At 69.7% G+C, this 24,125-nt stretch carries 14 protein-coding genes; 11 read left to right on the forward strand and 3 right to left on the reverse strand.

What is annotated here, in order from left to right; translation table 11 throughout:
• Positions 1-54: 54 nt before the first annotated feature.
• The 4 genes from dapF (at position 55) to hflX (ending at position 6,565) form a co-directional block, all read left to right on the forward strand.
• Positions 55-933, forward strand: coding sequence for a diaminopimelate epimerase (dapF, locus tag KKZ08_RS28615; protein ID WP_223777166.1), 879 nt, complete (start codon positions 55-57; stop codon positions 931-933).
• A 142-nt stretch (positions 934-1,075) separates the two neighbouring features.
• Positions 1,076-3,217, forward strand: a complete 2,142-nt coding sequence (locus KKZ08_RS28620; RefSeq protein WP_223777167.1) for an HD domain-containing protein — start codon at positions 1,076-1,078, stop codon at positions 3,215-3,217.
• Positions 3,218-3,332: 115 nt separating this feature from the next.
• Positions 3,333-4,832, forward strand: coding sequence for a M1 family metallopeptidase (locus KKZ08_RS28625; protein WP_223777168.1), 1,500 nt, complete (start codon positions 3,333-3,335; stop codon positions 4,830-4,832).
• 242 nt (positions 4,833-5,074) lie between these two features.
• Positions 5,075-6,565 carry a GTPase HflX gene (gene hflX, locus KKZ08_RS28630; protein WP_223777169.1) on the forward strand — a complete coding sequence of 497 codons (1,491 nt, stop codon included), beginning with the start codon at positions 5,075-5,077 and terminating at the stop codon, positions 6,563-6,565.
• Between the two features lie 112 nt (positions 6,566-6,677).
• On the opposite strand, the gene KKZ08_RS28635 is transcribed toward hflX, so the two are convergent.
• Complete coding sequence (locus KKZ08_RS28635) at positions 6,678-7,898, reverse strand: hypothetical protein (RefSeq protein ID WP_223777170.1); 1,221 nt, start codon at positions 7,896-7,898, stop codon at positions 6,678-6,680.
• 296 nt (positions 7,899-8,194) lie between these two features.
• Complete coding sequence (locus KKZ08_RS28640; protein WP_223777171.1) at positions 8,195-9,442, reverse strand: hypothetical protein; 1,248 nt, start codon at positions 9,440-9,442, stop codon at positions 8,195-8,197.
• Positions 9,443-10,154: 712 nt separating this feature from the next.
• Between KKZ08_RS28640 and KKZ08_RS28645 the strand changes: the two genes are divergently transcribed.
• The 5 genes from KKZ08_RS28645 (at position 10,155) to KKZ08_RS28665 (ending at position 19,046) form a co-directional block, all read left to right on the forward strand.
• Positions 10,155-11,744, forward strand: a complete 1,590-nt coding sequence (locus KKZ08_RS28645) for a diaminobutyrate--2-oxoglutarate transaminase family protein (RefSeq protein ID WP_223779224.1) — start codon at positions 10,155-10,157, stop codon at positions 11,742-11,744.
• Positions 11,745-11,895: 151 nt separating this feature from the next.
• On the forward strand, positions 11,896-14,259 hold the full coding sequence (locus tag KKZ08_RS28650) for an IucA/IucC family protein (protein ID WP_223779225.1): 2,364 nt from the start codon (positions 11,896-11,898) through the stop codon (positions 14,257-14,259).
• 54 nt (positions 14,260-14,313) lie between these two features.
• A complete protein-coding gene (locus KKZ08_RS28655) occupies positions 14,314-15,096 on the forward strand; it encodes a GNAT family N-acetyltransferase (protein WP_223777172.1) in 783 nt (260 codons plus the stop codon).
• Positions 15,097-15,154: 58 nt separating this feature from the next.
• Positions 15,155-17,035 (forward strand): IucA/IucC family siderophore biosynthesis protein, encoded by a 1,881-nt coding sequence (locus tag KKZ08_RS28660; RefSeq protein WP_223777173.1) that lies wholly within the window; start codon positions 15,155-15,157, stop codon positions 17,033-17,035.
• Positions 17,036-17,075: 40 nt separating this feature from the next.
• On the forward strand, positions 17,076-19,046 hold the full coding sequence (locus KKZ08_RS28665) for an ATP-dependent DNA helicase (protein ID WP_223777174.1): 1,971 nt from the start codon (positions 17,076-17,078) through the stop codon (positions 19,044-19,046).
• Positions 19,047-19,142: 96 nt separating this feature from the next.
• Here KKZ08_RS28665 and lexA read toward each other — a convergent pair whose 3' ends face one another.
• Complete coding sequence (gene lexA / locus KKZ08_RS28670) at positions 19,143-19,928, reverse strand: transcriptional repressor LexA (protein ID WP_223777175.1); 786 nt, start codon at positions 19,926-19,928, stop codon at positions 19,143-19,145.
• Between the two features lie 496 nt (positions 19,929-20,424).
• Here lexA and nrdR point away from each other — a divergent pair, with 496 nt between their 5' ends.
• Together nrdR and KKZ08_RS28680 are read left to right on the forward strand one after the other, a co-directional pair.
• On the forward strand, positions 20,425-20,970 hold the full coding sequence (gene nrdR, locus KKZ08_RS28675; RefSeq protein ID WP_223777176.1) for a transcriptional regulator NrdR: 546 nt from the start codon (positions 20,425-20,427) through the stop codon (positions 20,968-20,970).
• A 137-nt stretch (positions 20,971-21,107) separates the two neighbouring features.
• Complete coding sequence (locus KKZ08_RS28680; RefSeq protein ID WP_223777177.1) at positions 21,108-24,008, forward strand: vitamin B12-dependent ribonucleotide reductase; 2,901 nt, start codon at positions 21,108-21,110, stop codon at positions 24,006-24,008.
• The last annotated feature ends 117 nt before the right edge of the window (positions 24,009-24,125 follow it).

Here is a 24,125-nt window from a genome sequence, read left to right on the forward strand (position 1 = left end):
AGCCCGCGGGCACCGGGCCGACCGAGTGTCGTACCCACCCCGTACGATCGAGGGATGAGCACGCGGATCGCCTTCCTCAAGGGGCACGGGACCGAGAACGACTTCGTGATCATCCCGGACCCGGACAACGCCATCGAGCTGCCCCCGGCCGCCGTCGCCGCCCTGTGCGACCGCCGGGCGGGCATCGGTGGCGACGGCGTCCTGCACGTCGTACGCTCCGCCGCCCACCCCGAGGCCCGTCATCTCGCGGACGAGGCCGAATGGTTCATGGACTACCGCAACGGCGACGGGTCGATCGCCGAGATGTGCGGCAATGGAGTGCGCGTCTTCGCCCGGTACCTCCAGCACGCGGGACACATCGGCGCCGGCGACCTGGCGGTGGCCACCCGTGGCGGGGTGAAGACCGTGCACATCGCCAAGGCGGAATCCGGCGGCGAGATCACCGTGGGCATGGGCAAGGCGCGCCTCTCCGGAGACGACGTCACGGTCTCGGTCGCCGACCACGAGTGGCCCGCGCTCAACGTGAACATGGGCAACCCCCACGCGGTCGCCTTCGTGGACGACCTCTCCCAAGCGGGCAACCTCTACGCCCCGCCGCTCTTCAGCCCCGCTGCCGCCTACCCGGACGGGGTGAACGTCGAGTTCGTCGTCGACCGCGGCCCGCGTCACGTCGCCATGCGCGTGCACGAGCGCGGCGCGGGGGAGACCCGCTCGTGCGGCACCGGCACGTGCGCCGTGGCCGTGGCCGCGGCCCGCAGGGACGGCGTGGACCCGGCCGCCACCGGCGCCCCGGTCACGTACACCGTCGACGTGCTCGGCGGGCGGCTGGTGATCACCGAGCGGCCCGACGGCGAGATCGAGATGACCGGCCCCGCCGTGATCGTCGCCGAAGGCGAGTTCGCGTCCGAATGGCTCGAAACGGCAATCGCATGAACTGTCGCTCGAATGGGTGATCCGTTTCACGCTCGGCGAGAGGTGGTCAGTGCCGCGTGATGGGCTCGGTAGCATCAAGCACCGGCCCGGACGGAGTACGTCACCGTCCGTTCACCGCCGGTCGACGCAGCCGGAGGTGCCCATGAGCGCGGAGGCCACGAACCCTGCCACGCCCGTCCCCATGACGACCGGGGGCCAGCGCAGGCGCGGCCGCGCCCGTCTCGACCTGCGCAGGCTCGGCAGGGCCGCCCTGCTGGGGCCCGCCACCCGCGACCGCCTCCCCGACGCGATCGGCCACGTGGCGGAGGCACACCGGGCCCACTATCCGGACGCCGACCTGGAGCCGCTGCGCCGTGCGTACGTCCTGGCGGAGTCCTCGCACCGGGGCCAGACGCGCAAGAGCGGCGAACCGTACATCACGCATCCCCTCGCCGTGACCCTGATCCTCGCCCAGCTCGGCGCGGAGATCACCACCTTGACCGCGTCCCTGCTCCACGACACCGTCGAGGACACCGACGTGACCCTCGACCAGGTCCGGGCCGAGTTCGGTGACGACGTCTGCTATCTCGTCGACGGCGTCACCAAACTCGAAAAGGTCGACTACGGAGCGGCGGCCGAGCCGGAGACCTTCCGCAAGATGCTCGTCGCCACCGGTAACGACGTACGCGTCATGTCGATCAAACTCGCCGACCGCCTGCACAACATGCGCACGCTCGGTGTCATGCGCCCCGAGAAGCAGGCCCGCATCGCCAAAGTGACCCGGGACGTCCTCATTCCGCTCGCCGAGCGCCTCGGCGTACAGGCGCTCAAGACCGAGCTGGAGGACCTCGTCTTCGCGATCCTCCACCCGCAGGAGTACGCCGAGGTCAAGGCCCTCATCGACGCCAACGCCGCAAGCGAGCGGGACCCGCTCGGGGACATCGCGGGCGAGGTGCGCGGCGTGCTCCGAGAGGCGGGCATCACCGCCGAGGTCCTCATCAGGCCGCGGCACTTCCTCTCCGTCCACCGGGTGCACCGCAAGCGCGGTGAGCTGCGCGCCTCGGACTACGGCCGCCTCCTCGTGCTCGTCAACGAAGACGCGGACTGCTACGGAGTCCTCGGCGAACTGCACACCTGCTTCACGCCGGTCGTCTCGGAGTTCAAGGACTTCATCGCCGTACCGAAGTTCAACCTCTACCAATCGCTGCACACGGCGGTGGCCCGCCCCGACGGCCAGGTCGCCGAGGTCCTCATCCGCACGCACCAGATGCACCAGGTGGCCGAGGCGGGCGTCGTCGCACTGCGCAATCCCTACGCTCCTTCTTCGGAGGAGCCCTCCGAGCGGGCCGACGACGAGCGTGTGGACCCGACCAGGCCCGGCTGGCTCTCCCGGCTCCTCGACTGGCAGGAGGCCGCGCCCGACCCGGACACGTTCTGGTCGACGCTGCGCGAAGACCTCGCGCAGGACCGCGAGATCGCCGTCTTCCGCCCCGACGGCGGCACGCTCGGCCTGCCCGCAGGCGCCAGCTGCGTGGACGCCGCCTACGCCCAGTACGGCGAGGACGCGCACGCATGCATCGGCGCACGCGTCAACGGCCGTCTGGCGACGCTCAGCACCGTCCTGCGGGACGGCGACACCGTGCAGTTGCTCATGGGGCAGGACGCCACCTCCGGGCCGTCGAGCGAGTGGCTCGACCACGCCCGCACGCCCGGCGCCCGCATCGCGATCAGGCGCTGGCTGACGACGCATCCGACGCCCGCTCCCGCCCCCACGCCGTCCCGTCGGCGGCCGGCCCGGCAGACACCGGTGACCACGCCCCGCCCCGAGGCCGCCGACGCGCCTCGCCCGGCCGCCGCGAGCGCCGTGGTGGACCGCGAGGGCGCGACCGTGCGCCTGGCGGGGTGCTGTACGCCGGTGCCGCCCGACGCCATCACCGCCTTCGCCGTGCGCGGAGGCGTCGTAACCGTCCACCGTGTCGGCTGTCCGGCGGTGGAGCGCATGAAGGAAGTGGGGCGCGCGGAGGTCGGTGTGCGCTGGGGGGACACCACGGAGTGCCGGGTGACCCTGACCGCCGAATCGTTCGGCCGCGCCCACCTCCTCGCCGACCTCACCGAAGCAATCGCCCTTGAGGGCGTCGCCATCATCTCCGCGACCGTGGAACCGCCCACCCAGCAGCGCGTCCGCCACACGTACACGCTGCAACTGCCGGACGCGGCGCACCTTCCGGCGCTGATGCGGGCCATGCGCGCCGTGCCGGGCGTGTACGACGTGAGCCGCGCCCAGCACCCGGCCGCCGCCCACTGACCCCGGGGGCCGGGACCGTCGACTCGGCTCATCGAACGGAGGCACGGCGACTCGTTCGAGTGGCCGGAACGCGCGTCGTCACCCCATGACGGGCCCGCGCTGATAGCCGTAAGCCATGCTGCTCACCCCTCGGATCACGGCCCAGCGGCCGAAGGCCCTTCGCACCCCCCGCATCGCCGCGGCACTGATCGCGGCGACCGCATCCGCCGCCCTCGTCGCCGCGAGCGCGCCGTCGCCGGCCGCCCCGCTCGGCATCGGCGACCCGCTCTTCCCGCACCTGGGCAACCCCGGGTACGACGTGGACTCGTACGACATCGCTTTCACCTACCGCGGTGACAACCGCAAGCCCCTGGATGCCGTCACCAAGATCGACGCCCGTGTCACGTCGCCCCTGGAGCGCGTGAACCTCGACTTCACCCACAGCAAGGTCCGCTCCGTCGAGGTCAACGGCGAAACCGCCCGCTTCGACAGCACCGGTGAGGACCTGGTCCTCACGCCGTCCGCGCCGGTCGCGCCCGGCGAGCGGCTGCGGATCACCGTCCGGCACACCAGCGACCCCGTCTCCACCAAGGACGCCCAGAGCGGCTGGCTGCGCACGAGGGACGGGCTCGCCATGGCCAACCAGGCGGACGCCGCCCACCTGGTCTTCCCGTGCAACGACCATCCGGCGGACAAGGCGGCGTTCACCTTCCGTGTCACGGCCCCCAAGGGGCTCACCGCTGTCGCCAACGGCCTGCCGGTAGCCAAAGCGCGCCGTGCCGACGGGACCACCACGTGGGCGTACCGCACCCGCCACCCCATGGCGACCGAACTGGCGCAGGTGTCGATCGGGCGCTCCACCGTGGTGCACCGCAAGGGCCCGCACGGCCTTCCCGTACGCGATGTGGTGCCCACCAAGGACCGCAAGCTCCTGGAGCGCTGGCTGAAGAAGACGCCCGGCCAGATCGACTGGATGGAGAAGAAAGTCGGCCGCTACCCCTTCGAGACCTACGGCATCCTGGTCGCCGACGCGCGGACCGGCTTCGAACTGGAGACACAGACGCTCTCTCTCTTCGAGAGAGAGCTCTTCACCCGCCCCGAGTACCCCGAGTGGTACGTCGACGCGATCATGGTGCACGAACTGGCGCACCAGTGGTTCGGTGACAGCGTGAGCCCGCGGACCTGGTCGGACCTCTGGCTCAACGAAGGCCACGCCACCTGGTATGAGGCGCTCTTCGCCGAGGAGAAGACGAAGCGGCTCATGAAGGACCGGATGCGGGCTGCCTACGCCCGGTCGGACGGCTGGCGCGCGGCCGGCGGACCGCCCGCCAAGCCCAAGGAGCCCGCTCCCGGGCAGAAGACCAGCCTCTTCCGGCCCGTCGTCTACGACGGCAGCGCCCTGGTCCTCTACGCGCTGCGCCAGGAGATCGGGCGCCGGGCGTTCGAGCACCTTGAGCGGCAGTGGGTCCACATGCACCGTGACGGCAACGCCACGACCGCCGACTTCGTGCGGCTCGCCTCCGAGGTCGCGGGCCGTGACCTGGGAGGATTCTTCGACGCCTGGCTGTACGGGCCGAAGACGCCGCCCATGCCGGGGCACCCGGACTGGCGTACGGGAGCGCCGGAAGGGAAATAACTTCCCGGCAGGGAAAAACACGGATGACGAGACGACCCGTTTCGTGCAACCATCTTCAGGTCGACGGCACGGCCGGTCCGGACTCCGGGGTTTCCCCTCGGGGACATCTCAGGGTCGGCCGAGGCCGGTCCCGGGAATCTCCGGGCCGACCCGGGCGTTGTCGACTGTGACGGGTGACGCATCCGTCGGTGACGGATCAGGGATCCGTCCGTATTCCATCGACGCATCGACGTAAGGACCCAATGACCTCCTCTTCTTCCCCTTCCCAGGACGCACAGAGCTTCGCGCAGAACTACCCCGAAGGTCTTCGGGCCGATGCCCTGATGGAAGAGGACGTCGCCTGGAGCCACGAGATCGACGGAGAGCGGGACGGCGAGCAGCTCGACCGCTCCGACCGCGCGGCTCTGCGCCGCGTCGCCGGGCTCTCCACCGAACTCGAGGACGTCACCGAAGTCGAGTACCGCCAGCTCCGCCTGGAGCGCGTGGTCCTCGTCGGCGTGTGGACCTCCGGGACCGTGGACGATGCGGAGAACTCCCTCGCCGAGCTGGCCGCTCTCGCGGAGACCGCGGGTGCGCTCGTGCTCGACGGCGTCATCCAGCGCCGCGACAAGCCGGACCCGGCGACGTACATCGGCTCCGGCAAGGCTATTGAGCTGCGTGACATCGTGCTCGAGACCGGCGCCGACACCGTCGTCTGCGACGGTGAGCTGAGCCCCGGCCAGCTGATCCACCTCGAAGACGTGGTGAAGGTCAAGGTGGTCGACAGGACCGCCCTGATCCTCGACATCTTCGCCCAGCACGCCAAGTCCCGAGAGGGCAAGGCACAGGTGGCCCTCGCGCAGATGCAGTACATGCTGCCGAGGCTCCGCGGCTGGGGTCAGTCGCTCTCCCGTCAGATGGGTGGCGGCGGCGGTGGCGGCATGGCCACCCGTGGTCCCGGTGAGACCAAGATCGAGACGGATCGGCGACGGATCCGCGAGAAGATGGCGAAGATGCGCCGTGAGATCGCGGAGATGAAGACGGGCCGCGACATCAAGCGGCAGGAGCGCCGACGCAACAAGGTGCCTTCGGTCGCGATCGCCGGCTACACGAACGCGGGCAAGTCCTCGCTCCTCAACCGCCTCACGGGCGCGGGCGTCCTGGTGGAGAACGCACTGTTCGCCACCCTCGACCCGACCGTGCGCCGGGCCGAGACGCCGACCGGCCGTCTCTACACGTTGGCCGACACCGTCGGATTTGTACGGCATCTGCCGCATCACCTCGTCGAGGCGTTCCGGTCCACGATGGAGGAGGTCGGCGACTCCGACCTGATCCTGCACGTGGTGGACGGTTCGCACCCGGTGCCGGAGGAGCAGCTGGCCGCCGTGCGCGAGGTGATCCGTGATGTGGGCGCCACCGACGTGCCCGAGATCGTCGTGATCAACAAGGCCGACGCGGCGGACCCGCTGGTCCTCCAGCGGCTGATGCGGAACGAGAAGCACGCGATCGCGGTCTCCGCGCGCACCGGTGCCGGTATCGCGGAGCTCCTCGCGCTGATCGACTCCGAACTGCCGCGGCCCAAGGTCGAGATCGAGGCCCTCGTCCCGTACACCCACGGCCAGCTCATCTCGCGTGCGCACGCCGAGGGCGAGGTCCTCTCCGAGGAGCACACCGGTGAGGGAACCCTGCTCAAGGCGCGGGTGCACGAGGAACTCGCCGCGGAACTCGGGCCGTACGTACCGGCCACCCGCTGACGGCAGCCGGTCCGGTCACGGTCCGGCCCAGTCACACGGCGAAGGCCCGCCCCCTCTCGCAGGGGGCGGGCCTTCGCCGTGTCCGTTGCTTCGGTTACTTCAGTTACTTCGGTTACTGAGAGCCGTACTTCTTGCTCATCATGTCGTAGACCTGCTCGGCGCCCTTGCCCAGCTGCGGTCCCGCCAGCCAGGTGTTCTCGGCCGGGCCGATGGAGGTGTTCGACACGAGCTCGGTCTTGTCGCCCACCATCCGGAACCAGCCGCCGCCGGACGAGCCGCCGGTCATGGTGCAGCCGATGCGGTACATCGTCGGCAGGCTCGGCGACAGCGAGAGACGGCCCGGCTTGTCCACGCACTTGTGCATGATCAGACCGTTGTAGGGAGGAGCGGCCGGGTAGCCCCAGGCGCCCATCGAGCTCACGCTCCGCGTGGTCGGAGTCGAGAAGTCGACATCGAGCGCGTTGCCCACGGTCTCCTCGAGGGACTTGCCGCCCCGCTCCGGCTTCACGTGCATCACGGCGTAGTCATGCGTCGCGCCCGCGCCGCCCGTCGGACCGCCCTCGTTGATCCACTCGTTGGAGGTCGATACCCAGTCCGCCCAGTACTGGCCGTAGGGGGCGATCTCCTGCGCGGCCGCGTTGCCCAGCTCGGCCTCGGACTTGCCGAGGTCGTTGTAGGCGGGCACGAACGCGATGTTGCGGTACCAGCCGCCCTCGGCGCCGGCGTGCACGCAGTGGCCCGCGGTCCACACGAGGTTGGACTTGCCCGGGTTGCGCGGGTCCTTCACGACAGTGCCGGAGCAGACCATCGAACCCTCGGGAGAGTCGAAGAAGATCTTGCCGACGGGGGCGGCGTTCTCGTGGTACGGCGTCTTCTCGGGCTTGGCCCGGACCGGCGACGGGGCGGGGTCGGTCGCGCCCTGGTCGGCGCTCGCGTCCTTCGCTGCGATCGTCTTGTTCGGGTCCTTGGCCTTCTTCATCCGCTCGGGCTTCCAGAGCCCGGCGATGACCGGATTGACGAAGTCCTTGGACTCGCGCAGCCAATCGTCCTTGTCCCAGTTCTTCCAGGCGCCGTTCCTCCACTGGTCCGGGTCGATACCGTGCTCCTTGAGCTTGTCGGCGAGCTCGCCGGGCAGCTTGGAGTCGGCACTCTCGGAACCGGCGTCGGAGCCGTCGGATCCCTGGGAAGCGGCGGTGTCCGGCTTGCCGCTCGCCTTGTCCTCGCTGGGACCGCAGGCCGTGGCGGTGAGCGCCAGGGTCGCCGCGAGCCCGGTGGCGGCGAGTGCGGCGCGCCGGCCACGGCTGCGCGCGAAGAGCGCACGAGTGGAACGCATGGTGCTATTACCCCCGATAGAACGAGATTGCATCATTGGTACGTGATTGCGGCATTGTCATGTGCGTGGTGATGGCCATGGAGATGGGCATGCGCCACAGGACATGTATGTCATGGACGCGTCATGCAAGGCTCCGGGAAGCCCGGTAAACCCCGCGTTGACACAACATCCCACTATGCCTGTGAGGTTGGGGACGAACAGCGGCGGGGCCGTGAAGGTTTCCGGCGGCCCCGCCGTTGTACGGCATGCGGTATGAGAGACCTGGCTTACCGGGAGTCCGATTTGCCAGGGCCGACTTACTGTCCGGCGAACTTCTTGCTGACCGCCGTGTAGATGCCCTTGGCCTCCTTGCCCAGGCGCGGACCGGCCAGCCAGCCCGCCGTCACCGGACCGATGGAGGTGTTCGAGACCAGGGCGGGCTTGCCGTCCTGGCCCTGCGCCACCCAGCCGCCGCCGGACGAGCCGCCGGTCATCGTGCAGCCGATGCGGTACATCGTCGGGTCGGGCTTGGTGAGCGAGAGCCGGCCCGGCTTGTCGGCGCACTGGAACAGCTTCTGGCCGTCGAAGGGCGGCGCCGCCGGGTAACCCGTGGCCGTCATCGTCTTGATCTGCGGAACCGCGAGGGCGTCGAAGTCCACCGGGAGCGCCGAACCGACGGTCTCCTCGAGCGACTTGCCCTCGCTGCCCTTCTCGGGCGCCACGTGAATCACCGCGAAGTCGTACGGTGCGCCCTTGCCGCCCGTCGGACCGCCCTGCTCGATCCACTGGTCGGAAGTCTGCGCCCAGTCACCCCACCAGACGCCGTACGGAGCGATCTCTTCCTTGGGGGCGTTCTGCAGCTCCGCGGCCGACTTGCCGCTGTCGTTGTACGAGGGGACGAAGACCATGTTGCGGTACCAGCCGCCCTTGGCACCGGCGTGCACGCAGTGGCCGGCGGTCCACACCATGTTGGACTTGCCCGGGTGAGCCGGGTCCTTGATGACGGTCGCGGAGCAGACCATCGAACCCTCGGGCCCGTCGAAGAACAGCTTGCCCGACTCGGCTGCCTGGGCGTGGTACGGCGCCTTCACGGCTGCCGCCTCGACGGGCTCGGGCGTCGGGTCGGTGATGCCCTGGTCACCGGAGATGTCGTTGTCGTCGACGCTGCGGTCCGGGTTCTTGTCGGCGTCCCGCATCCGGTCGGAATCCCAGAGGTCCTCGATGATCGGGTTGACGAAGTCACCGGCCTCGCGCAGCCAGTCGTCCTTGTCCCAGTTCTTCCAGGCGCCGTTCTTCCACTTGTCCAGGTCGATCCCGTGCTCCTTGAGCCGGTCCTGGAGGTCCGCCGGAAGCTTGATCTTGTCATCGCCGTTGCTGCCGCCGCCCTCGCTGTCACCGGGCTGCGCCGAGGAGGAGTCGCCGTCGGCGTTGTCCTCGGTGGGGCCGCAGGCCGTGGCGGTCAGAACGAGCGCCGCGCCGAGCGCCACCGCGGCCGCCACGGGGGAGGTCCTGGTGCGCGCACTCCTCCCACTGCGGGCGGTGAAGAGCGGACGTATGGGTCGCATCGTGAGATTCCCCCTGGGCCTCGAAAAACGTTCAAAGAGCTGGACATCCGGGTGCGGAGCACCCGTCGCCCACCGGCGCGGATCCCCATCATTCGGGGGAGCGGCGCGCTGTCCCTGGTGAGCGGCCCCCCACACTATGCCGATGCCGTTGGGGACGGCCGACGGAAGGGCAACGGTTCCGTCACGGCAAGGATCTTCCGATGACCCGTGATCCCGGGGGTTCACCGTCGTTGGTACGTACGGGGGAGTCGCGGCCAGCGTTCATCCCCCTGCCAGCTCGCCTGCACCCACGGTCATATGGGCTCACCGGAGTCACGACCGGGCGTGCTTGTCCACAGCGGGAGGACCAACAGTCGTGGCCGTGACCGAGCCTGCGCCCGCGGCGGTGTCCGCAGCGTGTTCCGTAGCGCAGCCCTTGCAGCCCTTGCAGCCCTTGCAGTCCTCACAGTCTGTTGGGGTTGGGGGGACTTCGGAGGATGGAGAAATCGGGGGGAGGGGGGAGAGCGGGGGGAGTGAGGCGGCTGAGGTGATGGGGGAGGCCGGAGGGGATGGTCGGCCGGAGCGGCGCGGTTGGGGCGAGGAGCCTGGGCGAGGCGGAGAACGCGGTCGGGCCGCCGACCGGGCCGCCGGTGGGGCCGCCGTGGCTTCCGCGCGGTCCGGTGAGAGTGTCGAGTGCGTGGAGACCACCCTGCCTGTGTCCCCTGTGCCGTTTCTGCCGGTGGAGCCGGTGCGGTCTGAGAACTCCTCGCAGCCCGTCGCGCAGGAGGGCATCCTGCGGCGGCAGTCCGCGCGCGAGTCGGCCGCTCGCACCTACGCCCGGGCCCTGCCGATCGTGCCGGTGCGGGCGCGCGGCATGACCATCGAGGGCGCGGATGGGCGCCGCTACCTCGACTGCCTCTCAGGTGCCGGAACCCTGGCCCTCGGCCACAACCACCCGGTGGTGCTCGAAGCCATCAGGAAGGTCCTGGACTCGGGGGCGCCGCTGCACGTCCTCGACCTGGCCACACCCGTCAAGGACGCCTTCACCACCGAGCTGTTCAGCACACTGCCGAGCGGCCTCGCCGAGCGTGCGCGGATCCAGTTCTGCGGCCCCGCCGGAACGGACGCCGTGGAGGCCGCGCTGAAACTGGTCCGCGCGGCCACCGGTCGCGACGGCATGCTGGCCTTCACCGGCGCCTACCACGGCATGACGGCAGGAGCGCTCGAAGTATCCGGTGGCGCGCAGGACGTACGGGTCGCGCGCCTCCCATACCCGCAGGACTACCGCTGCCCGTTCGGCCTCGGCGGCTCACGCGGCGCAGAACTCTCCGCCCGCTGGACCGAGAACCTCCTCGACGACGCCAAGTCGGGCGTCCCGGTCCCCGCAGGCATGATCCTCGAACCCGTGCAGGGCGAGGGCGGCGTCCTTCCGGCGCCCGATGCCTGGCTCCGCCGGATGCGTGAGATCACCGCGGCACGCGGCATCCCGCTCATCGCCGACGAGGTCCAGACGGGCGTCGGGCGGACCGGCGCCTTCTGGGCCGTCGAACACAGCGGCGTCGTACCGGACGTGATGGTGCTCTCCAAAGCGATCGGCGGCAGTCTGCCCCTCGCCGTCGTGATCTACCGAGACGACCTCGACGTCTGGGCCCCCGGTGCCCACGCCGGCACCTTCCGCGGTAACCAACTCGCCATGGCAGCGGGCGCGGCGACTCTCGCATACGTCCGCGAGAACGGCCTCGCCGAACGTGCCGCCACGTTGGGCGCCCGCATGATCAGCCAACTCCGTTCCTTGGCCGCGGCCCACCCGTGCATCGGAGAGGTCCGCGGCCGGGGCCTGATGATCGGTGTCGAACTCGTCGAGCCAGGTGAGCCTGGTGTTCCCCGTGTTCTAAGTGCGCCCGTAGAGCCCGTCGAGGTCGGGGAGCCCGTCGGGTCGGTTGAACTGACGGTGGCGGGCTCGGGCTCCGCGTGCGGCGGGACCGAGGCCGGGGGACTGTTGACCGCCAATGGTGACGTCACCGGCAACCAGGGCTCCGAGAACATGCCGACGGTTGGCCGGCCCGGTACAGCACACGACCCGCTCATCAGGGGCACCGACCATGTGCCGCCCGCTGCCCGCCCTCGCCCGCCGGCACCCCAACTGGCCGCCGCCGTACAGCGCGAGTGCCTGCGGCGCGGCCTCATCGTCGAACTCGGCGGCCGCCACTCCAGCGTCGTACGACTCCTTCCCCCGCTGACCATCACCGACGAACAGGCGGCCGCGGTCCTTGACCGGCTCGCCGACGCGCTGACCACCGCGGCGCGTTCCCACCACGGATAGCCAAGACGGACCCGGACCGCCCCGCGGCGGCCCTGACATGCCGGGCGCGCCCCGGACCCGTCGCCACACGGAGCCCGAACCACCTCACAAGGAACCTCCTTTGAACGCCACCCCCGCATCCGAAGGCCGCCCCCACCTCGACGCCCCAGGCATGTGCGTCACGCAATCCCCCTTGGTGGCGGAGTCCGGTACGGTCCCCCGGCAGAAATGTGGTGGCCAAGAGGCCGACCACCTGCGCGGGACGGCCATCGACCTGCTGGAGCACCCCGACCCGCACACCGCCGCGCAGGCGGCCGCCGTCGAGAGCCTCCTGCGCTGCTGGGTCAGGGAGAACAACCTTCCGGCACCGGAACAGGGCGCCCTGCGCCTTCCCCTCCACGCCAGCGGCACGGCCCTGCTCGTCCCCGTGCACTACTGGTCGGCCACCGGCTGGCACCGCTTCGGCCTGCCCTACCTGGAGGACGGCCCGGCCAGCGCCCCTCCCGTCGACGCGGTGACCGTCGCCGCCCTCCTCGGCCGCGAGACGGCACGCCGCGACGCGGAACCGACGACGGCCGGTCCGGCGGCGGGCACTCCGGCGGCGGGGGGCACGGCAGAAGTCGTGAGCCGGGAGGGCGATAAGCGCGCGGCAGGCCCCGTGAGCTCGACGAGCCCAGTGAACCCGGCAGGTCCGGTGAGCCCGGCGGATCCGATCAGCTCGGCGGATTCGATGAGCCCGGCAGGTCCGGCGAGCCCGGTAGCTCCGGTGAGCCCGGCGGGGTCAGCGAAATCGGCAGGCTCAGCGGAACCGGCAGGCTCAGCGGAACCGGCAGGCTCAGCGGAACCGGCAGGCTCAGCGGAATCCGCCAGCTCAATGGAACCGGCAGAACCGGTCACCTCGGCAGGCTCGATGCCCCCAGCCACGCCGAAGCAACCGACGGAGCCAGACCCGCCAGCCACAGGAACCCCGACACCCGCAGCGAACCGGGCAGCGCAGGCGAACCCAGGCGGGTCAACGCCCCCGACCACGGCGCCCCCCGCAGCTGCGCCCCCGGCAGCTGCGCCCCCGGCAGGCCCCGTCGACGGCGCCGACCTGGTCGGCCGGGTCGCCGACTCGGTCCGCCGCACCGCCCAGTTCATCGCCGACCGTCGCGCCAGCCCGGCCGACGAACCCGACCTGTTTCTCGCCGCCGAACAATCGCTGCTCCTCGGCCACCCCCTCCACCCGACCCCCAAAAGCCGCGAGGGCCTGTCCGACACCGAATCCCGCCTCTACTCACCGGAGTCGCGCGGAGCCTTCGCACTGCACTGGCTGGCCGTCGACCCCTCCGTGCTCGCCGCGGACTCGGCCTGGACCGAGCGTGGGCGTACGCTCCCGGCCGACCAGCTCGCCGCCCGCCTCGCAGGCCCTGAACTGCCGCTGCCGGATGGCCGCGTTGCCCTGCCCGTACACCCATGGCAGATCCGCGAGCTCCGGCACCGCCCCACGGCGGCCGAACTCCTCGACGCGGGCCTCCTCCAGGACCTCGGCCCTCATGGCGCCCCCTGGCACCCCACCTCCTCCGTACGCACCCTCTACCGTTCCGGCGCAGCCGCCATGCTCAAGCTCTCGCTCGGCGTGCGCATCACCAACTCCCGTCGTGAGAACCTCCGCAAGGAACTCCATCGCGGCGTCGAAGTCCACCGGCTGCTGCGCAGCGGCCTCGCCAAGCAGTGGCAGGCGGCGCACCCCCGCTTCGACATCGTCCGCGACCCCGCGTGGCTCGCTGTCAATGACCGTGACGGTGCGCCCGTGGCCGGGCTCGACGTCATGATCCGGCACAACCCCTTCGGCCCCGGGGACGACGCCACCTGCGTCGCGGGCCTCGTCTCGCCCAAACCTTCGACGCTGCCCGCCTGCCAGGACCTCCGGCTGATGCGCTCCCGGCTCAGCGAGACGGTGACCAGGCTGGCGGGACGGACGGGCCGCCCCCGAGGCGCGGTCGCCACCGAGTGGTTCCTGCGCTACCTGGAGACCGTCGTCCGCCCTGTGCTGTGGCTGGACAGCGAGGCGGGCGTCGCTCTGGAAGCGCACCAGCAGAACACGATCATCCTTCTCGATTCCGAGGGCTGGCCCGTGGGCGGCCGCTACCGCGACAACCAGGGCTACTACTTCCGCGAATCCCGGCGTGCCGAACTCGACCGGCGACTCCCCGGCATCGGGCAGCACAGCGACACCTTCGTCGCGGACGACGTGACCGACGAGCGGTTCGCCTACTACCTCGGCATCAACAACGTCCTGGGTCTGATCGGAGCATTCGGCGCCGAACGTCTGGCGGACGAGAGGTTGTTGCTCGCGGCCTTCCGGCGCTTCCTCGGCGACATCGCATCCGGCCCCGACCGGCTGCGCACCTCGCTGCCCACGATGCTGCTCGACTCACCCGTGTTGCGGTGCAAGGCCAACCTGCTGACCCGGCTCCACGGCCTCGACGAGCTCGTCGGCCCGGTCGACACCCAGTCCGTGTACGTCACCATCACCAACCCCCTCCATTCCTGAGGAACATGCCCCACCTCTCCAGACTCTTCTGACTCTTCTGACAGGAGCGACGCCGTGTCTCCCACCGATGCGAGCACCGACGCCGGCACCGAACCCGCGGCCTCCGGCGCCGATGGCGCGGACGGCGCGGACACCCTCGACCTGCGCCTGCCCGACGAGCTCGTCGCCCTGCTGGCCGAGAGCGACGAGCGAACTCCGCGAACGGCAGCTCACATCGAGCACGGCGAACGAGCGCCGCACCATGCTCCGGGCACCGTGGCGGTGGAGGACCTCCTCGACGGCATCGCCGCCTGGGGGCCGGTCACCACCGACGCCGGTGTCTTCCAACTCGTACCTGTCCGCCTCGAACGCGACCTCCCGTTGATCAGCCGGTGGATGAACGACCCCGCGGTGGCGGCCTTCTGGGAACTGGCGGGACCCGAAGCCGTCACCGAGGAGCACCTTCGCCCCCAGCTCGACGGAGACGGACGCAGCGTGCCCTGCCTCGGCGTGCTCGAAGGCATGCCGATGAGCTACTGGGAGATCTACCGCGCGGACCTCGACCCGCTGGCCCGCCACTACCCCTTCCGCCCGCACGACACCGGCATCCACCTCCTCATCGGTGGCGTCGTCAACCGCGGCCGCGGCCTTGGCACAGCACTGCTCAGGGCCGTCGCAGACCTTGTCCTCGACCGCCGCCCCGCATGCGCACGCGTCATCGCAGAACCCGACCTTCGCAACACCCCCTCCGTCTCCGCATTCCTGAGTGCTGGCTTCCGCTTCTCCGCCGAAGTGGACCTGCCCGACAAACGGGCGGCGCTCATGGTCCGCGACCGAGCCCTGCGCGCAGTGCTCTGACCCGATCACTCTTGGTGCACCGCTCGACCCGATCCGGTTCCCTCCCTGAGGAGTCCACGTGCCGAATCCGTCCGCCAGCCCCATCTCCTGCCCCTCCACCGCGCTCTACGACCCGCCCGAGCTGACCCAGGACAGATGGCGTGAGGCCGGACGCCGACTGCTCGCCAAGATGATCGGCGAGTTCGCGTACGAGGAGATCATCCGGCCCGTGCCGGCCATGGAGATGGAGACGGACACCTACCGTCTCCACCTCGAACCGGCGAAGCCGGCCGCAGCTGACACGCCGCTCGGTGTCCACCGTGACCACGACGGCCCCTGCCTCACCTTCCGCGCCCGCCGCGGCTCGTACGGCGGCTGGCACGTGGACCCCGCCAGCTTGGCCCTGAGCGAGGGCGGTGCGGCGGCCCGCCCCCTCAGCGACCCCGTCAGATTCCTCGCGCTGGCCCGCAGGACGCTGGGACTCGACGGCGCCACCCTCGGTCACCTCGTACGCGAGCTCAGTGTCACGCTCAGCGCCGACGCCCGGATCGACCACACCGCGCTCACCGCGGCGCAGCTCGCCGACCTTGGTTACGCGGAACTGGAGGGGCACCAGACCGGCCACCCCTGGCTCGTCCTCAACAAAGGGCGCATCGGCTTCTCCGCGACCGACGCCGGCCTCTGGGCGCCCGAGGCCCGCCGCTCCACGACGCTTCCATGGATCGCGGTCCACACCGACCTCGCCGTGTATCGAGGCGTCACCGGGCTGCAGACAGCTCAGCAGCTCTACGCCCGAGAGCTCCCCGCCTCCACGCAGGAGGCCTTCGCGGACTTACTCCGCTCGCGCGGGCTCGACCCCCAGGAGTACCTCTACCTGCCGGTGCACCCCTGGCAGTGGGACGAGGTCGTCCTCCCGCTCTTCGCTCCCTCCGTAGCTGCGAACGCCATCGTTCCGCTGGGAAGCGACGGGGACGTACGCCTTCCCCAGCAGTCCATCCGTACGTTCCTCAATGCGTCCCGCCCCGACAGGCACACAGTGAAGCTGCCGCTGTCGGTCCTCAACACTCTGGTCTGGCGTGGCCTGCCCACGGAGCGCACGATCGCCGCGCCCGCCGTCACCGCCTGGATGCACGCACTACGTGACGTCGATCCCTTCCTGCGTGACGAGTGCCGGGTGATCCTCCTCGGCGAGGTTGCATCGGTGGCCGTCGAACACCCTGTGTACGACGGTTTGCCGGAGGTCCCCTACCAGTACAGGGAGCTGCTCGGCGCCATCTGGCGCGAGCCTCTCACCCGCTACCTCGCCCCCGACGAACGCGCCCGCACCCTTGCTTCGCTGCTGCACGTCGACCCGGCCGGCAGGGCCTTCGTCACGGAGCTCGTGGAACGCTCGGGCCTCGCCCCCACCGTATGGCTGCGCCGGCTCTTCGCCGCCCTGCTGCCTCCGCTCCTGCACTTCCTCTACCGCTACGGCACCGTGTTCTCCCCTCACGGGGAGAACGCCATCGTCGTCTTCGACGACAAGGACGTGCCCGTCCGCCTCGCGGTGAAGGACTTCGTGGACGACGTGAACGTCAGCGCCGTGCGGCTGCCCGAGCACGACTCGATGCCGGGCGACGTGCGCGACGTACTGCTCACCGAGCCCCCCGGATTCCTCACCCAGTTCATCCACTCCGGTCTCTTCGTGGGGGTCTTCCGCTACCTGGCGCCGCTGTGCGAGGAGCAATTGGGTGTGCCCGAGACCGATTTCTGGTCCGCCGTGCGCGCCGAGATCCTCCGGCACCAGGCACGCGCTCCGGAGATGAAGGAGCGGTACGAGATGTTCGACCTGCTCACACCACGTATCGAGCGGCTGTGCCTCAACCGGAACCGACTCCTCCTCGATGGGTACCGCGACCGCTCGCAACGCCCGCACGCCGCCGTGCACGGCACCGTGCCCAACCCTCTCCATCAGCCTTGATCGCGGGATTGTCAGTGGGGCACCGTAGGGTGGTCGCGCTATGACGAAGCCCTCCCTCCCCGAGCTCCTGCACGCCGCCGTCACCGCTGTCGGCGGCACGGAACGCCCTGGCCAGGTGTCCATGGCCGAGGCCGTCGCCGAGGTGATCGACGACGGCTCCCACCTGCTGGTCCAGGCCGGCACCGGCACGGGTAAATCCCTCGGCTATCTCGTGCCGGCCCTGGCACACGGGGAGCGTGTGGTGGTCGCGACCGCCACGCTCGCCCTCCAGCGCCAGCTCGTGGAGCGGGACCTGCCGCGCACCGTGGACGCGCTGCATCCGCTGATGCGCCGCCGTCCTCAGTACGCGATGCTCAAGGGCCGTTCGAACTACCTGTGCCTCCACCGCCTCCACGAAGGCGCGCCCCAGGACGAGGAGGAGGGCCTCTTCGACCAGTTCGAGGCGGCGGCGCCCACCAGCAAACTGGGCCAGGACCTCCTGAGGATGCGGGACTGGGCCGACGAGACCGAGACGGGCGACCGTGACGACCTGACGCCCGGCGTCTCCGACCGCGCGTGGTCGCAGGTCTCCGTCTCCTCCAGGGAGTGCCTCGGCGCCTCGAAGTGTGCCTACGGGGCGGAGTGCTTCGCCGAGGCGGCCCGCGAGCGCGCCAAGCTCGCCGACGTCATCGTCACGAACCACGCGCTGCTCGCCATCGACGCCATCGAGGGCGCCCCCGTCCTTCCCCAGCACGAGGTGCTGATCGTTGACGAGGCCCATGAGTTGGTCTCCCGGGTCACCGGCGTGGCCACGGGCGAGCTCACCCCCGGGCAGGTCAACCGCGCGGTCCGCCGCGCCGCCAAGCTCGTCAACGAGAAGGCCGCCGACCAGCTCCAGACCGCGTCCGAAGGCTTCGAACGACTGATGGAGCTGGCCCTGCCGGGCCGCCTGGAAGAGATCCCCGAAGACCTCGGTTACGCGCTGATGGCCCTGCGTGACGCCGCTCGCTCGGTCATCACGGCGCTCGGTTCCACCCGGGACAAGTCGGTCCAGGACGAGGACGCGGTCCGTAAGCAGGCACTCGCCTCCGTGGAGTCGATCCACGACGTGGCGGAGCGCATCACGAACGGCTCCGAGTACGACGTCGTCTGGTACGAGCGGCACGACCGTTTCGGAGCCTCCCTGCGCGTGGCCCCGATGTCCGTGTCGGGTCTCCTGCGGGAGAAGCTCTTCGCGGAGCGTTCGGTGGTCCTCACCTCCGCCACGCTCAAGCTCGGCGGCGACTTCAACGGCGTCGGGGCGTCGCTCGGCCTGGCTCCGGAGGGCACGGAGTCCGAGGACGCACCGCAGTGGAAGGGCCTCGACGTCGGCTCCCCGTTCGACTACGGCAAGCAGGGCATCCTCTACGTCGCCAAGCACCTGGCCCGTCCGGGCCGCGAGGGCACGCGCAGCGACATGCTCGATGAGCTGGCCGAACTGATCGAGGCGGCCGGTGGTCGCACGCTCGGCCTCTTCTCCTCCATGCGTGCGGCTCAGGGCGCGGCGGAGGAGTTGCGGGAGCGCCTCGACATGCCCATCCTCCTCCAGGGCGAGGAGACCCTGGGCGAGCTGATCAAGGGCTTCGCGGCGGATGCGAGGACCTGCCTCTTCGGGACGCTCTCGCTCTGGCAGGGGGTGGACGTGCCGGGCCCCAGCTGCCAGCTGGTGATCATGGACAAGATCCCGTTCCCGCGCCCCGACGATCCGCTGATGAGCGCCCGCCAGAAGGCGGTCGACGACGCCGGCGGCAATGGCTTCATGGCGGTCGCGGCCACCCATGCGGCTCTTCTGATGGCGCAGGGCGCGGGGCGTCTCGTACGAGCGTCCGGGGACCGCGGCGTGGTCGCCGTCCTGGACCCCCGGCTGGCCACGGCGCGCTACGGCAGCTATCTGCGGGCTTCGCTGCCCGACTTCTGGTACACGACGGACCGTAATCAGGTACGCCGCTCCCTGGCCGCGATCGATGCCGCGGCGAAGGCGGCCGAGGCATAGAGAGCCGGGCGGCCCAGGCGTGGCGTAGAGAGCCCGGACACAGCAGGGCCCCGGAACCGGCGCAGTTGGTTCCGGGGCCCGGTCAGGGGCGCAGGCTCACACCCGCCGCAGCACCGCCACGACCTTGCCGAGGATCGTCGCCTCGTCGCCGGGGATCGGCTGGTACGCGGAGTTGTGCGGGAGGAGCCAGACGTGCCCGTCCTCCCGCTTGAAACGCTTGACCGTCGCTTCGCCGTCCAGCATGGCGGCCACGATGTCGCCGTTCTCCGCGACGGGCTGGCGGCGCACCGTGACCCAGTCGCCGTCACAGATCGCGGCCTCGATCATCGAGTCACCGACGACCTTCAGCACGAAGAGCTCGCCGTCGCCCACGAGCTGCCGGGGGAGAGGGAAGACGTCCTCGACCGACTCCTCGGCGAGGATCGGGCCACCGGCCGCGATCCGGCCGACGAGCGGGACGTACGACGCGGCGGGCTTGCCGGTGGTGTCGGTGGGCTGACTGCTCGGCTGGTCCGAGCCGCGCACCTCGTACGCGCGCGGACGGTGGGGGTCGCGACGGAGGAAACCCTTGCGCTCCAGAGCCATCAGCTGGTGGGCCACCGAGGAAGTGCTGGAGAGGCCCACCGCCTGACCGATCTCCCGCATCGACGGTGGGTAGCCGCGCCGCTGCACGGAGTCCCTGATGACCTCGATCACCCTGCGCTGCCGGTCGGTGAGCCCCGAGCTGTCGGCCCGGATGCCTGGAGGTCGGCCCGGCAGGGAGCGCGCGGGCTTCGGCCCCTCCTGGTTCGTGGCTGCGTCATTCATGGCATGCACCGGCTCGAGTCGGCTCTGGGAGCGGTCCTGGGCAGTGATGGTGGCGCTGTCTGCGGTGGTGGTCACGTCGGTCGGCCCCTCTCGAGATGTTCTCTCCCTAGCTAGCCAACGGTAGTTGCTTTCGAAAGGTTGCGCCAAACACACGTTCGAGTGAAAAATCGCTGATTACCTGACGTGATCAGGTTTCCAGGTGTATGGCTGACGCTCGCGCCGAACGGCAATTCGGTTCATTACGGTACGCTTCACCGCCGGGGTCGTGAGCCCCTCAGTGGAGCTCCCATACTGCCACCCGGCGCCCCGTCGGCCCGGCACCGGCCCCCTTTCCGAGCTGCGTGAGTGGCGCCTGCGTAGGTCCGGTGCGACCAGGGGTGACGCGACACGCTAGGTGTCGAAAAAGCGGCCTAACCCCAGATCTAGTGGTTGGATTGCGACAGCAGCCCAGAAGTTGTGGTCCCTGGTCCTTCAGGGGTTCAGGCATCGCCTATGCTTGGGGCTGCTTCGAGGGGCCCCAAGGGCCCGTTGAGGCTTATGAGTCGTGCCGTGAAGGAGGGTTGGGAGTTCCATGCACTGCCCCTTCTGTAGGCACCCCGACAGCCGCGTAGTCGACAGCCGCACCACTGACGACGGCACGTCGATCCGAAGGCGCCGCCAGTGCCCCGACTGCTCCCGTCGTTTCACGACCGTGGAGACGTGCTCACTGATGGTGATCAAGCGCAGCGGCGTGACGGAGCCCTTCAGTCGCGCCAAGGTCATCAATGGCGTCCGCAAGGCATGCCAGGGACGGCCGGTGACCGAGGACGCCCTCGCCCTTCTCGGGCAGCGGGTGGAAGAGGCCGTGCGGGCCACCGGAAGCGCCGAATTGACCACCCATGACGTCGGGCTGGCCATACTGGGTCCGTTGCAGGAACTCGACCTTGTCGCCTACCTGCGCTTCGCCTCCGTGTACCGGGCGTTCGACTCGCTCGAGGACTTCGAGGCTGCCATCGGGGAGCTGAGGGAACAGCGGCTCGACGCGGAGCCGCGCGACGCGGGCGGAGAGCGCGTCGTGAATGACCGCGGGCCTGGAGGGACTGTCGAGGTCCCGGAGCCCGCCACCGCCGCCGACTGACCGGCTGGCCGACCGGCCGGCGGCGAACCAGACCTGTCGCGGGTGTCCTTTGTGACGTCCGCGACGCCAGATACACATCCGTGTCACGGGAAGTTCGTGGCACTTCAGGGCGTTTTAGCCTGATACAGGGAGGCGGCATGACCGAGACGACGAGCGGCCCGGCACGAGGTTCCCGAGCCAAGGGATCCAAGGCCAAGGGTCTGCGCATCGAGCGCATCCACACGACCCCCGGCGTGCATCCGTACGACGAGGTGGTCTGGGAGCGCCGTGACGTCGTCATGACCAACTGGCGCGACGGCTCGGTCAACTTCGAGCAGCGTGGCGTCGAGTTCCCCGACTTCTGGTCGGTGAACGCGGTCAACATCGTCACCAGCAAGTACTTCCGCGGGGCCGTCGGTACCCCGCAGCGCGAGACCGGCCTCAAGCAGCTGATCGACCGCATCGTGAAGACCTACCGCAAGGCCGGCGAGGACTACGGCTACTTCGCCTCGCCCGCCGATGCCGAGATCTTCGAGCACGAGCTGGCGTACGCCCTCCTGCACCAGATCTTCAGCTTCAACTCGCCGGTCTGGTTCAACGTCGGCACGCCCCAGCCGCAGCAGGTGTCCGCCTGCTTCATCCTGGCCGTCGACGACTCCATGGAGTCGATCCTCGACTGGTACAAGGAAGAGGGCATGATCTTCAAGGGCGGCTCCGGCGCCGGCCTGAACCTCTCCCGCATCCGTTCCTCCAAGGAACTGCTGTCTTCCGGAGGCAACGCCTCGGGTCCCGTCTCCTTCATGCGCGGTGCCGACGCCTCCGCGGGAACGATCAAGTCCGGTGGCGCCACGCGCCGCGCGGCCAAGATGGTCATCCTCGACGTCGACCACCCCGACATCGAGGGCTTCATCGAGACCAAGGTCAAGGAAGAGGAGAAGATCCGCGCCCTTCGTGACGCGGGCTTCGACATGGACCTGGGCGGCGACGACATCACGTCCGTCCAGTACCAGAACGCCAACAACTCGGTCCGTGTGAACGACGAGTTCATGAAGGCCGTGGAGACCGGCTCCAAGTTCGGCCTGCGGGCCCGTATGACCGGTGACGTCATCGAAGAGGTCGACGCCAAGTCGCTCTTCCGCAAGATGGCCGAGGCGGCCTGGGCCTGTGCCGACCCCGGCATCCAGTACGACGACACGATCAACGCCTGGCACACCTGCCCGGAGTCCGGCCGGATCAACGGCTCGAACCCGTGCAGCGAGTACATGCACCTGGACAACACGTCCTGCAACCTCGCCTCGCTGAACCTGATGAAGTTCCTGAAGGACGACGGCAAGGGCACCCAGTCCTTCGACGCTGAGCGCTTCTCGAAGGTCGTCGAGCTGGTCATCACCGCGATGGACATCTCGATCTGCTTCGCGGACTTCCCGACCCAGAAGATCGGCGAGAACACCCGCGCCTTCCGTCAGCTGGGCATCGGCTACGCCAACCTCGGCGCCCTCCTGATGGCCACCGGTCACGCGTACGACTCCGACGGCGGCCGTGCCCTCGCCGGTGCCATCACCTCGCTGATGACGGGTACCTCGTACAAGCGTTCCGCCGAGCTGGCCGCTGTCGTCGGCCCGTACGACGGCTACGCCAAGAACGCCACGCCGCACAAGCGCGTCATGAAGCAGCACGCCGACGCCAACGCCTCGGCCGTCCGCATGGACGACCTGGACTCGCCGATCTGGGCCGCCGCCACGGAGGCCTGGCAGGACGTGATCCGTCTCGGTGAGAAGAACGGTTTCCGTAACTCCCAGGCGTCCGTCATCGCCCCGACCGGCACCATCGGTCTCGCGATGTCCTGCGACACCACGGGCCTGGAGCCCGACCTCGCCCTGGTGAAGTTCAAGAAGCTCGTCGGTGGCGGCTCGATGCAGATCGTCAACGGCACCGTGCCGCAGGCCCTGCGTCGCCTGGGCTACCAGGAGGAGCAGATCGAGGCGATCGTCGATCACATCGCCGAGAACGGCAACGTGATCGACGCCCCGGGTCTGAAGACCGAGCACTACGAGGTCTTCGACTGCGCCATGGGCGAGCGCTCCATCTCCGCGATGGGCCACGTCCGCATGATGGCCGCGATCCAGCCGTGGATCTCGGGCGCCCTCTCCAAGACGGTCAACCTCCCGGAGACCGCCACCGTCGAGGACGTCGAAGAGGTCTACTTCGAGGCCTGGAAGATGGGCGTCAAGGCGCTCGCCATCTACCGCGACAACTGCAAGGTCGGCCAGCCGCTCTCCGCCAAGAAGAAGGAGGCGGAGAAGACCGAGATCACCGAGAAGACCGAAGAGACGATCCGTGCCGCGGTCGAGAAGGTGGTCGAGTACCGCCCGGTCCGCAAGCGTCTCCCGAAGGGCCGTCCCGGCATCACCACTTCCTTCACGGTGGGCGGCGCCGAGGGTTACATGACCGCCAACTCCTACCCGGACGACGGTCTCGGTGAGGTCTTCCTGAAGATGTCCAAGCAGGGCTCGACCCTCGCGGGCATGATGGACGCCTTCTCGATCGCCGTCTCGGTCGGTCTGCAGTACGGCGTGCCCCTGGAGACGTACGTTTCCAAGTTCACGAACATGCGCTTCGAGCCGGCCGGTATGACGGACGACCCGGACGTGCGGATGGCGCAGTCGATCGTCGACTACATCTTCCGCCGCCTGGCGCTGGACTTCCTGCCCTTCGAGACGCGCTCCGCGCTCGGCATCCACTCCGCCGAGGAGCGCCAGCGTCACCTGGAGACGGGTTCCTACGAGCCGTCCCTCGACGACTCCGAGGTCGACGTGGAGGGGCTGGCCCAGTCCGCTCCGCGGCAGACCGAGTCGCTGAAGGCGGTCGCCTCGCCGAAGGCGGAGGCCGAGGCCGCCAAGCCCGCCCCGCAGCAGGCGCACACCAGCGCCGAGCTCGTCGAGATGCAGCTGGGCATCCAGGCGGATGCGCCGCTGTGCTTCTCCTGCGGTACGAAGATGCAGCGGGCCGGTTCCTGCTACATCTGCGAGGGCTGCGGCTCCACCAGCGGTTGCAGCTGACCTGTGAAGGGCTGTGCCGGGCACGCTTCCGGCACAGCTGAGCGGGTGGCTGTCCGCTGACAGCGACATGAAGGGGATCGGCGATACGTCGGTCCCCTTCGTCGTGCCCGCGCAGCG

Origin of the sequence: Streptomyces sp. 135 (assembly GCF_020026305.1) — a bacterium.
Lineage (GTDB): Bacteria > Actinomycetota > Actinomycetes > Streptomycetales > Streptomycetaceae > Streptomyces.

Coding starts and splice junctions, on each gene's coding strand:
- dapF (WP_223777166.1), top strand. CDS start 55: ATGAGCACGCGGATCGCCTTCCTCAAGGGGCACGGGACCGAGAACGAC.
- KKZ08_RS28620 (WP_223777167.1), top strand. CDS start 1,076: ATGAGCGCGGAGGCCACGAACCCTGCCACGCCCGTCCCCATGACGACC.
- KKZ08_RS28625 (WP_223777168.1), top strand. CDS start 3,333: ATGCTGCTCACCCCTCGGATCACGGCCCAGCGGCCGAAGGCCCTTCGC.
- hflX (WP_223777169.1), top strand. CDS start 5,075: ATGACCTCCTCTTCTTCCCCTTCCCAGGACGCACAGAGCTTCGCGCAG.
- KKZ08_RS28635 (WP_223777170.1), bottom strand. CDS start 7,898: ATGCGTTCCACTCGTGCGCTCTTCGCGCGCAGCCGTGGCCGGCGCGCC.
- KKZ08_RS28640 (WP_223777171.1), bottom strand. CDS start 9,442: ATGCGACCCATACGTCCGCTCTTCACCGCCCGCAGTGGGAGGAGTGCG.
- KKZ08_RS28650 (WP_223779225.1), top strand. CDS start 11,896: ATGTGCGTCACGCAATCCCCCTTGGTGGCGGAGTCCGGTACGGTCCCC.
- KKZ08_RS28665 (WP_223777174.1), top strand. CDS start 17,076: ATGACGAAGCCCTCCCTCCCCGAGCTCCTGCACGCCGCCGTCACCGCT.
- nrdR (WP_223777176.1), top strand. CDS start 20,425: ATGCACTGCCCCTTCTGTAGGCACCCCGACAGCCGCGTAGTCGACAGC.
- KKZ08_RS28680 (WP_223777177.1), top strand. CDS start 21,108: ATGACCGAGACGACGAGCGGCCCGGCACGAGGTTCCCGAGCCAAGGGA.